This window comes from Lactobacillus nasalidis (genome assembly GCF_016587775.1).
GTDB classification, from domain to species: Bacteria; Bacillota; Bacilli; order Lactobacillales; family Lactobacillaceae; genus Lactobacillus; species Lactobacillus nasalidis.
Map to the genome: position 1 here is coordinate 1 of NZ_BOCG01000484.1, position 12759 is coordinate 12759.

The 12759-nt window shown below is 51.9% G+C and carries 14 protein-coding genes and 1 pseudogene; 11 read left to right on the forward strand and 4 right to left on the reverse strand.

All coding sequences use genetic code 11. The features are described 5' to 3' along the window. Nucleotides 1–151 precede the first annotated feature (151 nt). The 8 genes from lacNas_RS09215 to lacNas_RS09250 all read left to right on the forward strand — a co-directional run bounded on the left by lacNas_RS09215 (nt 152) and on the right by lacNas_RS09250 (nt 6521). Nucleotides 152–952 (forward strand): two-component system regulatory protein YycI, encoded by an 801-nt coding sequence (locus lacNas_RS09215; RefSeq protein ID WP_201331774.1) that lies wholly within the window; start codon nt 152–154, stop codon nt 950–952. A gap of 17 nt (nt 953–969) precedes the next feature. After that, nucleotides 970–1767, forward strand: a complete 798-nt coding sequence (locus tag lacNas_RS09220) for an MBL fold metallo-hydrolase (protein WP_201335855.1) — start codon at nt 970–972, stop codon at nt 1765–1767. Nucleotides 1768–1857: 90 nt separating this feature from the next. Beyond that, on the forward strand, nt 1858–3150 hold the full coding sequence (locus lacNas_RS09225) for a S1C family serine protease (protein ID WP_201331562.1): 1293 nt from the start codon (nt 1858–1860) through the stop codon (nt 3148–3150). A 490-nt stretch (nt 3151–3640) separates the two neighbouring features. Next, complete coding sequence (rlmH, locus tag lacNas_RS09230; RefSeq protein WP_003620648.1) at nt 3641–4120, forward strand: 23S rRNA (pseudouridine(1915)-N(3))-methyltransferase RlmH; 480 nt, start codon at nt 3641–3643, stop codon at nt 4118–4120. A gap of 115 nt (nt 4121–4235) precedes the next feature. Then, nucleotides 4236–5051 (forward strand): helix-turn-helix domain-containing protein, encoded by an 816-nt coding sequence (locus lacNas_RS09235; RefSeq protein ID WP_201331563.1) that lies wholly within the window; start codon nt 4236–4238, stop codon nt 5049–5051. Between the two features lie 114 nt (nt 5052–5165). Continuing rightward, nucleotides 5166–5609: a hypothetical protein gene (locus tag lacNas_RS09240; RefSeq protein ID WP_244660724.1), complete on the forward strand. Its 444-nt coding sequence runs from the start codon at nt 5166–5168 to the stop codon at nt 5607–5609. 17 nt (nt 5610–5626) lie between these two features. Continuing rightward, nucleotides 5627–5935 carry a hypothetical protein gene (locus tag lacNas_RS09245; protein ID WP_244660725.1) on the forward strand — a complete coding sequence of 103 codons (309 nt, stop codon included), beginning with the start codon at nt 5627–5629 and terminating at the stop codon, nt 5933–5935. 244 nt (nt 5936–6179) lie between these two features. After that, nucleotides 6180–6521, forward strand: coding sequence for a hypothetical protein (locus lacNas_RS09250; protein WP_201331564.1), 342 nt, complete (start codon nt 6180–6182; stop codon nt 6519–6521). A gap of 35 nt (nt 6522–6556) precedes the next feature. Here lacNas_RS09250 and lacNas_RS09255 read toward each other — a convergent pair whose 3' ends face one another. Next, nucleotides 6557–7483 (reverse strand): helix-turn-helix transcriptional regulator, encoded by a 927-nt coding sequence (locus lacNas_RS09255; RefSeq protein WP_201331565.1) that lies wholly within the window; start codon nt 7481–7483, stop codon nt 6557–6559. 91 nt (nt 7484–7574) lie between these two features. On the opposite strand from lacNas_RS09255, the gene lacNas_RS09260 reads away from it, so the two are divergent. Beyond that, nucleotides 7575–7967 (forward strand): pyridoxamine 5'-phosphate oxidase family protein, encoded by a 393-nt coding sequence (locus lacNas_RS09260; protein ID WP_201331566.1) that lies wholly within the window; start codon nt 7575–7577, stop codon nt 7965–7967. An 82-nt stretch (nt 7968–8049) separates the two neighbouring features. Here the strand turns inward: lacNas_RS09260 and lacNas_RS09265 are convergent, their stop codons facing one another. The 3 genes from lacNas_RS09265 to lacNas_RS09275 all read right to left on the reverse strand — a co-directional run bounded on the left by lacNas_RS09265 (nt 8050) and on the right by lacNas_RS09275 (nt 10587). Then, nucleotides 8050–8418 (reverse strand): pyridoxamine 5'-phosphate oxidase family protein, encoded by a 369-nt coding sequence (locus lacNas_RS09265; RefSeq protein ID WP_201331567.1) that lies wholly within the window; start codon nt 8416–8418, stop codon nt 8050–8052. Between the two features lie 132 nt (nt 8419–8550). Then, on the reverse strand, nt 8551–9219 hold the full coding sequence (locus lacNas_RS09270; RefSeq protein ID WP_201331568.1) for an energy-coupling factor transporter transmembrane component T family protein: 669 nt from the start codon (nt 9217–9219) through the stop codon (nt 8551–8553). Between the two features lie 12 nt (nt 9220–9231). Further along, entirely contained in the window at nt 9232–10587 is a 1356-nt protein-coding gene (locus lacNas_RS09275; RefSeq protein WP_201331569.1) for an ATP-binding cassette domain-containing protein, read from the reverse strand. A 304-nt stretch (nt 10588–10891) separates the two neighbouring features. Between lacNas_RS09275 and lacNas_RS09280 the strand changes: the two genes are divergently transcribed. Continuing rightward, a complete protein-coding gene (locus lacNas_RS09280) occupies nt 10892–12367 on the forward strand; it encodes an MFS transporter (protein WP_201331570.1) in 1476 nt (491 codons plus the stop codon). Nucleotides 12368–12416: 49 nt separating this feature from the next. Then, nucleotides 12417–12759, forward strand: a pseudogene (locus lacNas_RS09285) (helix-turn-helix domain-containing protein); the annotation flags it as partial.

Genomic DNA, 12759 nt, shown 5'->3' on the forward strand with positions numbered 1-12759 from the left:
CAGCCAGGCGCCAGCCAGCAGCCAGACGCAGGCGTCTAGCAGCTCGCGCTACAGCCAGCCGGCAGCTGAATCCAGCGCCAGCTCCAGCAGTGTCAGCTCCAGTTCGGCAGCCGCGTCCAGTTCCAGCAGTTCAGAGGAGGGAGGCAATTAAATGGATCACCGGAAAATCGAATGGCTTTTTCTGATTCTCTTCTTTTTGGTTGACATCTACCTCCTGGTTGAGCTCTGGCAGGCGCCGATCACCCTGACCTCGTCGACCAATTCGGTGACGACCTCGACCAGCCTGAAGGCCGAAATGAAGTCAGACAACATTTCCGTGCCTTCCTTGTCCAAAAAGGGGGACGCGGGCTACTACCTGGCCTCCCGGGGCAAGACTGACCTGAAGACGGCGGCCGAAAAGCTCAGCAGCGACGTGACCACCAACTATGCCGATGACGACCGCGTCCTGTACGCGACCATGAAGACCGCGATCTCCCTGGACCGGATGTCGGTCAGCGAGTTCAAGAACGACGGCAACTATGTCCTGCACGGCAAGCAGTACGTCTACGCGAAGAATCTCTCCAGCAACAGCAGCTACGTCTACGTGCAAAAGACCCAGTACGGCCAGCTGTACAGCAGTCTGGGCCAGCTGGTGGTCAACGTCAAGAACAAGAAGATCACCGGCTACTACCAGACCTATCTGAGCGACCTGGCCAGCGTGCGGGAACTGCAGACGACCATCAGCCCCTGGCGGGCGGTCACCAACCTTTACACCACCCGGGAATTGTCCGACAATTCGCGCGTGATGCAGGTCAAGCTTGGCTACACCAAGCTGACTGAGGTCCGGGGCAGCGTGATTTTCGTCCCGACCTGGCTGGTCTGGATCGAGAACAAGAGCAGCAAGAGTAGCAGCCTCAAGCGGGTGAACGCCTTCAGCGGCCAGCTTTTGCAAAACAGTACATTGGATGATTAAGCGGGAAAGGAAAAAATTTGCAGTTTGCGGTATTATCCAGCGGGTCAGCAGGCAACTGCAGCCTGCTGATGACAAAGCAGCACAAGATTTTGATGGATGCCGGCCTGTCCGGCAAGAAGACCAAGGAGCTTTTGGCCAAGGTGGGCGTGGCGATCGAAGACCTGGACATGGTCTTTTTAAGCCATGACCACACCGACCACAGCGGCGGCATGGGCGTTCTCATGCGCCGCTACCCGCAGCTGAACGCCTTCAGCAACACCGGCACCTGGAAGTATCTCCAGGAGACCGGCAAGATCGGCCGCCTGCCTGAAGACCAGATCAACGTGATTGAGCCGGGGCAGACCAAATCCTACGGCGATCTGGAAGTGACGGCCTTCGCGACCAGCCATGACGCGGCTGAACCCCAGTACTACGTCTTCTCCAGCGGCGGCAAGCGCCTGGCCTGCCTGACGGACACCGGCTACGTACCCCGGTCGGTCGAATACGAGATCGAGGATGCGGATGCCTATCTGCTGGAATTCAACTATGATGACCTGATGCTGCGCAGCGGCCCGTATCCCTGGAGCCTGCAGCAGCGGGTCCGGTCCGACCACGGCCACCTGTCCAACGAACAGGCCGGGGAAGCCCTGGCCCGGGTCATCACTTCCAGAACCAAGCACGTTTTCATGGCCCACCGCAGTCAAAAGAACAATCTGAACTACCTGGCCCGGGATGCCGCGGAACGCATTTTGGCCGAAGAAGAGGCCGATGTTGCCAGCGATCTGGAACTGATCGACACGGAGCCAATGACGCCAAGTTCTTTAATAATTTTATAATGCAGACCCTTTAATCGATTTAATACGTTTTGTTCATATAATGTTCAAAAAGCTTGGATATGATAATGACAACGATAAGGAGTGATAACAATGTCTGAAGAACAAGGCAAGCAAGAAAACAAGCGCAAGAAGGAAAATAACCGTTTGTTAACAAAGGCAGCGATCATCGGTGTCGTTGCCGGACTTTTGGGCGGCGGGATCGCCTACGGTGGCTTGTCAGCCGCCAACATGAACAGCAATACTTCATCATCGACGGCCAGCTCAAGCAGCTCTAACACCGGGGAAACCGGGTCAGTCACGACCTCGTCCAGCGGCACGACCAAGGTGAACAAGTCAACGACCACCAGCGGAACGATGACCTCCGCGTACAAGAAGGTTCAAAACGCGGTTGTTTCCGTCTTGAACTACAAGTACACTTCAAGTTCGTCTTCCAGCTCAGACATCTACAGCATGTTCGGCTACGGCGACAGCGATTCTGACTCCGGCTCAAGCTCATCCAGCGCAAAGAAGTCGCTGACCCTGTACTCTGAAGGCTCCGGCGTCATCTACACGACGGCAAACGGCAAGGGCTACATCGTCACCAACAACCACGTTATTTCCGGGGCGGCCAAGGTCAAGGTCATCCTGGCTTCCGGGAAGACGATTTCCGCCAAGGTAGTCGGCAAGGACTCAACCAGTGACCTGGCAGTTCTGTCAATCGACTCCAAGTACGTGACCCAGACGGCTTCATTCGGCGACTCCAGCAGCCTGCAGTCAGGCCAGACGGTAATTGCCATCGGGTCACCAGAAGGGTCTGAATATGCCTCAACGGTAACGCAGGGGATCGTTTCCTCGCCAAGCCGGACGATCACTTACAACTCCAACCAGATGACGGTCATCCAGACTGACGCGGCCATCAACTCCGGTAACTCCGGCGGTCCTCTGGTTAACGCGGACGGGCAGGTTATCGGGATCAACTCCATGAAGCTGTCCAGCTCCAGCAGCGGCGACTCGGTTGAAGGGATGGGCTTCGCGATCCCGTCAAACGAAGTCGTGACGATTGTCAACCAGCTGGTCAAGAAGGGGAAGATCACCCGGCCGCAGCTGGGCATCAAGGTAGCGGCAATTTCTGAACTGAACAGCTACTACAAGAAGCAGCTGGGCATCTCAACCAGCTTGAAGAAGGGTCTGTACGTAGCCAGCGTAACTTCCGGCAGCGCGGCAGCCAGTGCCGGGATCAAGAAGGGCGACGTGATCACCCAGGCTGACGGCAAGACGGTCAACGACGTGGCCACCCTGCACAGCATCCTGTACAGTCACAATGTCGGTGACAAGGTCAAGATCACGGTCAACCGGAACGGCAAGAGCATGACCTTCACGGTAACCCTGCAGGCCAGCAACTAATTAAGAACAAATAATCCAGCAGATCAGCAGATCTGCTGGATTTTTTGCTTTTTTCAAAATAAAATCCGGGTGAATCCTGGATAAAGTTCGGCTTTATTTCTTGTCAAGGAAAATTTTCCCCTGGCGGTTATCCCCAATTCTGTGGAAAAGACTGTGAATTGTGCAAAAAACGGGGGCGAAAAGGCTGGAAAAGCTGTGGATAACCTGTGGATTGTGTGTAAGTTTCACGGTGAAAAGTCATGTTAAAACACCTGTTCAAGGCGCTAGGACGGGCTTTTTAAGGGATTGTTTGTGAAAAGCCCCCGTCCACAGGCTTTTTGTGGAATGGTTACACGAACTTCGGAAAAATTTTTGGCAAAAAGCTAGACCTAGACAGAAATCTGTCCTGGTCCACTAGATCTAGAAAGTGCCCGTCCACAGCTGTGGAAAAGGGTGGTTGATAAACTGTTAATTGTGGGGACAGGCGGAGAAATGGTAAAATAGGGGCATTATGAATATCAAAATTGTTTGCGTTGGAAAATTAAAAGAAAAGTATTTTAAGGACGGGATCGCGGAGTACCAGAAGCGGCTGAGCCGCTTTGCCAAGGTGGAGATCGTGCAGGTGCCGGATGAAAAGGCGCCGGAAAGCCTCAGCCCGGCCCAGATGGAAGAGGTCAAGAAGCGGGAAGGCGAGCGGATCCTGAGCAAGATCAAGGACAAGGAATATGTCTACGTTCTGGCCATTAAGGGCAAAGAGCGGGCTAGTGAAGAGTTCGCCAAGGAACTGAAGGACCTGGGAACCTACGGGCATTCCGACATTACTTTCGTGATCGGGGGGAGCCTGGGGACCAGTGACGCGGTCAACAAGCGGGCCAACGATCTTTTCAGTTTCGGCAAGCTGACCATGCCCCACCAATTGATGCGGCTGGTTTTGATTGAGCAGATCTACCGGGCCTTTATGATCAACTCCGGCAGTCCTTACCACAAGTAGAATAGAAATTATTGGCCTCTCCTGGAAAATATGCGGGAGAGGCTTTTTGTATGCGAATTAATCTAGTGCTAGAATCAAGGGTGAAAGTGTTTTATCAGGGGGAGCTGAATAAAAAATGGAGATCTGTGATTTACTCAAGCAGACGAGAATAGATTTGGGCCTGACCCAGCAGGGAATGGTGGGAGAAGTCATGTCAGTGGCCCGGTACTCCCGGATTGAGAGCGGGGAGCAGCGGATCAAGGCTGAGGATCTGCTGGAGCTTTTGGAAAGCCATAATTACGATCTAGGCTACTTTTTCACCAAAATGATTTACAGCCGGCGGGAGGAAAAAGAGGCTGACTGGATCAATATCGAGTTCCGGGTGAAGAGCGCCTTTTATGATTGGAACTGGGAAAAGATGAGCTTTTTGAAAGAGCAGGCGGCCAATCTGACGGGGAAGCCGGCCTTGCGAATTGGTAGTGACCTGGTGGCTTATCTGCTGGATCCAGACCTTAAAGATCATGAGCAGCTAAAAAACGAGGTATCGGATTATTTCTTTAGTCTGGACAATTGGATGGATGATACGGAAGCAATTGTTGTATTTGCCGCGGCGATTCAATTGATGAAGTTTGATATTGCTTACTTTTGGCTGAGCGAACTGCTGGACAAGTATCAACAGATCGATAATTTTTCCAGAGACCAGCAGGAAGCGGTAGGCAAGGCCTGTGTCAGCTTCTGCCAGCGTTGCAGGAAAGAAGGCATTGCCAAGGCGGCGAAGGAGGCAATTGAAGTTTTAGGACAGCTGTCTCCTTGTCCGGAGTTTGTGGCTTACCGCTTGCTAGGCAAGTATTACGCGGGGCTTTTTTCAAGGCAAGATGAGGAGGCGGAAAGGATCAAGGGGATACTCAGAGAGTCTGGATTGGAAAGATTTGTCGATCATTTTCTCTTGTGAAGATTTGCAGATCTGCAAACGCTAATTCATATCTGCAATTTTGCTCTCTAGTTAAAAAAAGCGATGTAGAATAGCCATGTAAACGGATAATGAGTCATGAAAGGGATGATTTAAATGACTAAAACAGAGCGTTACATGTGGCTGGCTAATGACCTGCTTTTGACGGCAGCTGCAGTGTCGCTGATCATTAATTTAGTTGGCCAGACGGCTTCCGGTTATGCCTTCAGTGGCAGTCATGGGCAGGCAACAGAACTGCTTTATGATGCCTTTATTTTGCTCGTTGCCGCGGCTGCTTTGGGAGTCTGGCTGAGTAAGTGGCTGGCTCCTGCAGCGGCTTGGGTGATTGGCGCCTGTCTTTTGCTGGGCCTTGTAATTGACCGGGTGGTAGGCCTGTATTTCGGCTTGACCTGGTACTGGACCTTGGCTGTTGTTGCTTTGGCGGTCAGTCTGGTTCTGGCCAGCTACCGCTGGCGGGGGAAGGCGGTCTTTAACTATTGGCTGGCCGGCATCCTCTTGATCGTCAGCTTGGTCAGCTGCGTGATGGCCTGGGTTGGGTAAAAACGAAGGTGATAGAGATGAAATTCTTAAAGATTTTAGTCAAAGTGGTTGATGTAATCTTGCTATGCTTTTTGACTGTGGTAGTTTGCTCAAATCTAAAGGACTACATCAATGCCCTAAGAACGATCAAAGGAACTGATTTAAAGGTAACGGTTTTTGGCCATGTGATTTTAATTTTGGTCTTACTGACAGAATTAGCCTTAGCTGTATTTAGCCCAAAAAATTCCCCGCAAGCCGTTCTTGATTATTGGCCTAGTTTGCATTGCCTTGACGTTGATAGGACTGATTACGCCAATCGCTTTTGGTCCGGGCAATTTGCTACTTAACTTCTTGGCCTTAGTGTTATTGGCTGTTAGCCGCTTTTTGCAAGAAAACATAGCTCAGAAGAGAACGTTGTGAAGAGCAAAAGTTATTAAACTTAGCAAGAACCGCGCGTTAACATACGCAAGTTTGGTAGGCGGATTTTTTAACAAAAGCAAAAAATGACGGCTGCCGCAAGAATCACTGCTCAAAAATTAAAATTGAACTTATAATATAAGTGAATAGTTTTTTAAAAATAGGAGCGTGATTATGATGAAAAACTTTGCAACTAAGCCAGCCGTCAAAACTGTCTTTCTGCTGGCCGGCATCTGTTTGGCCTTGTTCATGGCAGTTCAGTGGATCTTTGCCTTGGGCAACCCAGGTCCGGTTTCATGGGCGATTGCCGGTATGATCGCGATCACTCTGCTGACCCTTTTCTTGGGAATCATTCCTTTGACTAAGCTCAGCCCGGCAGTTGGCTACGTAACTGCTGTAGCATTAGCGGTTATTGTCTTGATTTTTGTCTTCAACATTCATGAGTACATCTCAATCGGCATCTTGTACTTGCTTTACGCGGCCCTGGCCTGTGGCCTTTTATGGGCAAAAAAATAAGCCTCTGATTGGAATATAGTCCAATTAGGGGCTTTTTAGTTGTATTGGTCAAGTATGGCAGCCAGCCGCTCCTTAAAGCTCCTTCTTAGCTCTTCTGGCGTGATGATTTTCGCGTTCAGTCCAAAAGTCAAGAGATAGTCAATTAAGTACTCAAATGTGCGTGGCGTATATGAGCCGGTCAAATAAGTAATCTCGCCTTCATGCTCAAGCTGCATATTTGGGTAGCGATTTTTCAAAAAATGTTCCTGGCCCCGGTGGTTGAGGAGAATTTTAAATCCCTGGTCTGAACTGTCATGCTCAAACTCTAGCTGCTTTTGCTTCAATTCAGCTAAACTAAGCTTATTAGGAACGGCAGCCTGCTCAGTACAATTCTGCAATTGGTCGCAGCGGTAGTTCCAAAAGGCCTGGCCCAGCAAGTCATAGGCCGCAAACAACCAGTTGCCATCCCTAAAAAAGAGTTGGCAGGGTTGCAGCAGGACTTGCTGGCCCTTGAAGTTGGCCCGGACCAGGGAGTCGTGCAGGATTGACTCCATCAGCAGGCGCAAGTAAGGGTTGTGGTGAACTGCCGGGGTGTTGAAGAAGGAAACCGCTGCTTGTGAGGCTAAGACCTGTTGCTGCCGGCTCGCTGCCAGGTTCTTGAGCAGCTTTTGGCTGATCATCTGGAAAGATTCGTTAAATGGTGTTTCTTTTAGCTGCTCCATGGCTTTGAGCGCGAAAAATATCGCGGCGACTTCATCTGAATTGAAGTAAATCTTGGTCAGCAGGTCCTCTTGAATCAGTGAATAGCCGCCAGCCCGGCCTGCCTCGGCATATAAGGCCAAGCCAAGTTCCTCTAGGCTGGCAATATCCCTTAGGGCCGTCCGCTTGGAAATCTGAAAGTTGTCCATTAGGTCCCGCAGGTTAAAACGCTTCTTGTCGCTTAAAAAAATCAGTTCTTGATTGAGCCGCTCAGATTTTTGCAATTTTTTCTCCTTTTTTTGGTTAAAAGGTGCCGCTAATTGCCACCTTTTCATTTTATGATATCTACAACAAGAAGAAAAGGAGAGTTTAAATATGTTAGAAGAAAGCACTACTTTAAGTCAAAACTTTTTGGAGGTAATCAGCGATCCACAACCAGTAACGATCGTTTCCTACCAAGCCACTCCAGCCCATGTGGTCAACACCTGGAGCAGCTACATCAAGGTGGTTGATGACTCAACCTTCCTTGTGCCTGCTGCTGGGATGCGGTCAATTGAAGCAGATATAGCGACTCAAAACAGCCAACTGATTCTAACCTTCGGCTCCATGAAGTTTGAAGGCACTGAAGGTCCAGGCCGCGGCTACCACGTTTATGCTACTGGCGAATTCGTTGAAGCTGGCAAGTACTTTGACCTCATGAAAGCTGATCTGCCTTGGTTGCGGAAGGTCATGATTGTCCACGTGCAAGAAGTTAAGCAAAAAATCTAAACTGAATAACTGACAAGAAAACCCCCTGGTTGGATGAAAATCAACCAGGGGGTTAGTATTTAGGAGCTTCTTTTGAGATTGATTAAGCGAAGATTTCTTCAACTTCAACTACTACGGCAGCAGCAGTTTCCGGCTTGCCAACCTTAGCAGCGTATTCCTTAGCGAAGTCGTCGCCTTCGTGGATAGTCACGCTGCCGACCACGCGCACGTTAGTGTGGCTTGGCACGTCAGCAACTACAACAGCAACCTTGCTGCCGTTCTTGATGTTTTCCCACAAGTGTGAGAAGGTAACTTCACTCCAGACCAGGTGCTTGTCGTCCAAGGCAGTTACAGAACCCTTAGGACCAACTTGTGGCTTGCCGTCCTTGTCAACGGAAGCAACGAATGCCAAAGCGTCGTTAAAGAACTTTTGTTGGTCAGCAGTCAAAGTGGTAGCGTCTAATTTCTTCATAATGGTAATTTCCCTTCTTTTGTTTAAGTAACAATTTTTCTCTTGATACTTAGTATTATAGGACCTCCCCAGGCAAAAGAAATTGATCTAGGTCAAGTTTATAACTTTTTTGCTAAAATTTTTTTGCAATTTCTATGGCAGTAAAAAAGCTCCCAGATTCAAAAAGACGACAGCAAGGATAAAGAGCAGCCAATCTTTCCCAGTCAGCGGCACTTCAACGATCACCGACCGCGGAGCGCCTTCCCGGTAGCCGTGGGATTCCATCCCCTGGGCCAGGTTGTCGGCACTGTTTAAAGCCACCAGAATCGCCTTAAAGTAGAGGACCGGGGACCAAAAGGAGAGGTAGACTCCCCGCATCATCCCGGCCATCCGGATCTGCTTGACCGCGGCCTGCATGCGGGGGATGATGTTCAAGGCCGCCAAGGTTCCGTAGGCAAACTTGCTCGGCAAGTGCAGGTTCTGTTCTAGCGACCGGGCCATCTCTTCTGCCGTGGTTGAAATGGTCAGGCAGGCCGTGGTAAAGGTATACACGAGAACCCGGCTGGAAATGTCCAAAGCATACCAGAGGTCGCGGTGGTCACTGAAGATGTAGCCTGAAGAAAAGACGGTAATTGCCGCCAGGCCCGCTACCAAAAGCATCCCGCCCAGGGCCTTGGGCTTGATCCGCCGGTACAAGAGATAGGCAAAGGCCAGGAAAATGACGATGATGTTGCTGATGAGGCTGACCCTAAAAGACAACTCCAGTGAAATAATCAAGGTCAGCAGAAATTTCAAGCTGGGATTCATTTTGCTTTTAGTCATTTTTTCCTCCCCCTAATCTTGGACAAAAGCCAGCTTCTTGCCAGCCAGGCGCAGGTGGTAGTCGCACCAAGTGCTGATCCCGTAGAACTGGTGGCTGATCAGCAGAATCGTCTGCCCGCTCTTTTCCTGGCACTCTTGCAACAGCTTCACGACTTGCTCAATCGACTTCTGGTCCAGTCCGCTCAAAGGCTCATCGATTAAGAGCACTTCCTGGCCAGACAGGAGCATCAAGAGAATCTGCAGCTTCTTTTTCTGCCCGCCTGACAAAGAGTAGACCACCTGGTCCAAGTGGTCGGCCAAATCCAGGTCAGCAAGAGCTTGGGTCAGTACTTCCTGCGTGAAGTAGGGTGACGCGTGCTTTTGACTCAAAGCCAGCTCCTCTTTGACGGTAATAGCCATGAACTGGTCAGTCGCGTTTTGAAAAATCTGCGTCACATGCTGGAAGTAGGTCCGCTCCTTGAGCTTGGCCACTTCCTTGCCCTCCCAGGAAAGAGACCCCTGGTAGTCCAGCAGCTTGGTCATGGCCTTAAACAGTGAGCTCTTCCCGCTGCCGTTTGGCCCCGTAATCAGAGTTACTTTTCCTTTAGGGATGGACAAATCCATCTGCTCAAGCAAGGGCCGGCCTTGGCTGATGGCAAAATTCTTCATGATAAAAGCCGCTGGCTCATTTTCCGGCAGGGCAAAATGCAGGCCGATTGGCTGAGTGTCCAGGAGCCGGGCTTGTTCATCCGCGCTCAAGAGCTCTACCTGCCCGCCTTCAAAGCGGTAGACCCCGTCCACCTTGCCTTGGTAGTCGTCAAAAAGGTGGTCGGTAATGATGATGGTCTTGCCTTGCTCTTTGAGCTTGGCTAAACGGTCAATCAAGAAGCGGCGGGCGGCTGGGTCCACGCTGGCAAAAGGCTCGTCCAATAAAAAGAGGTCCACGTCCATGGCAACCAAGACGGCCAAAGCCACCCGCTGCTTTTCCCCGCCGGACATGGTCACGATCTTCTGGTCCAAAAGCGGGCCGATCTCCGCGAACTCACTGGCCTTTTGCAGCCGGTCTGCAAATTCTTCTTTGTTTTTGCCCAGGTTTTCCATGGCAAAAATGATCTCTTCTCTGGGCGTGGCCATGGTGAACTGCTCGCCGGCCTCCTGGAACATCATGGCCTGGCTTCGGTTGCCCAAATCGACCTGTCCGCTGGTCAGCTGGCCGCCGTACTTGGGGTAGAGGCCGGCCATGATCTTCAAAAGAGTCGACTTGCCGCAGCCGGTTGGCCCGATCAAGAGGGAAAAGGTCCCCGCCGGCAGGGTCAAGGACAGGTCGCTGATGACCTGCCGGTCGCCGTAGGCAAAAGACAGATGTTGAACGGTAAGTTTTGCTTGCAAAATAAAAAGTCACCTCAAAACTGGGGCGACCGAAAGTCAAGCTTCATTTTCCCTTGCCGGCATTACCCGGCCAGGTTCCATGGGTATCATCTCAGCCTTGCGGCACCCCGTTGATTAGTCTGGTTGATTCTTATTCAATTATATTTGATCTGCTGAGGCCTGTCTAATTCAAACTTTGTCCAAACTGATTGAAAAAACCGATTCATAGCATTTTTCTTAAAATAATCTGGGAAAGAAGCTTTAATTGGCAATTTTTTAGCTGTATCCTAAACTTACGGACTTTATTTTTAGTGGGAGCGAAAAAATGTCAGATCAACGAAGACGAATAATCACGGTAGCCTTGATGCTGTCGAACGTCATGTCCGGCCTGGACAACACGATTATCAACACCGCCTTGCCGCGGATCATTGCCGATTTGCACGGGATTGAATATACCGGCTGGCTGGTGGCCATTTTCCTGCTGGGGACCGCGGTCTCCACGCCGCTTTGGAGCAAACTGGGCGAGCGCCGGGGCAACAAGCTGGCCTACCAGTTGTCAGCCGCCTGCTTCTTGCTGGGGGCGCTGCTCCAAGGCTGCGCCCAGCAGATGTCCTTCCTTTTGACCTTCCGCCTTTTGGCCGGGATCGGCAACGGGGGGATGGTGTCTCTTCCTTATATCATCTATTCAGACCTGTATCCCAACGCCCACAAGCGCCTAAAGGTCCTGGGGATGGTGTCCGCCTTCTTCACCACAGCCACGATCCTGGGGCCGCTCTTTGGGGGCTGGATCGTTGACGTCCTGTCCTGGCGCTGGGTCTTCTACATCAATATTCCAGTGGCCTTGATCTCCATCGTCCTGATCCAGATCTTTTTCAAAGAAGAGGAAAAAGACCGGCCAGTGCGCAAGGTGGACCTGGGCGGGGCCATCTGCCTGTCTTTGGGCGTGGTGGCGCTCTTGCTAGGGACCCAGCTGGTAGACTCTGCCGGAATTGCCACGGCTCTTTTGATTTTTGCCGCTGCCTTGATTTTCATTGGTCTCTTGGTCATTATCGAGCGCCGGGCAGAGGACCCGATCATTCCGGGCCGCTTGTTCAAAAATCTGCCCCTGGTCATCGACTTCACCCTGTTCGTCTTGATCTGGGCGGCCATGTCCGCCTACAGCGTCTACGCGCCGATGTGGGCTGAAGGCCTGATGGCCACGACAGCCCTGGTCGGGGGGATGACCCAGATTCCTGGGGCCTTTACCGACATGCTGGGCTCCTTGTCAGTGGAAAAAATGCGCCGGCGCTGGTCGGCCTACCAGGTCATGCTGTCCACCTGCTGGCTTTTGGCCGCGGGCTACTTGCTGATGGCCGTGGCCCCGCGCTTTTTCCCTTACTGGGGGATTTTGATTGCCGGGATGCTGCAGGGCTGGGGCAACGGGGTCATGTTCAACCAGCTCCAGGTCAAGGTCCAGGAAGACGCGGAAAGCGAGGACGTGCCGGTCGCGACTTCCTTCTCCTACCTGATCCGGATGCTGGCCATGGCCATTTCCTCCAGCATTTTCGGGGTAATCCTCAATGAGCACCTGGCCAAGGGGGTCAAGGCCAGCGGCGGCAAGATCACCTTGGCCATGCTCAACCACCTGTCGGATGCCAAGACCCGGGCCCGCCTGCCCAAGCAGTACCTGGGCCAGATGGAGGGCATCCTCTACGGGGCCATTCACGCGATTTTCTGGGCGGCCTTTATCCTGGTCTTCTTGTCCTTGCTTATCGCCATCTGGGCCCGCTTGCGGGAGAAGAAGCTGCTGGCCAAGCGGTAAAACAGCCGCAAGCTCTGGGATTGTCATTTTTTAAAGAAAGGAGAAGCCGATGACTGAAATTGCCAAGCTGCGCAAAAAACTGCGGGAGGCGGGGGATGCCGCCCTGCCGCTCGTCAAGGGAATGGGGCAGACCACGGCCTGCCGGATCACTTTATTGGGCGACGAAGCTGAAGAATGGAAGACGGAGTCTTTGACTGCCCTGGTGCTTTTGGCGGGGACGGGGCGCTTGCGCGCCGGCCAGCAGCAGTGGCAGATCCGGCCTGGCGACTGGTTTCTCCTGGCGGCTGGCCAGGCCTGCCAGACCAGCCTACAGGATGGCCTTTTGGTCAAGCTTGATTTGCCGGCGGCTTTTTCCATCCAGGACTTAAAGCAGGAACTCCTGCTGGCAGCTG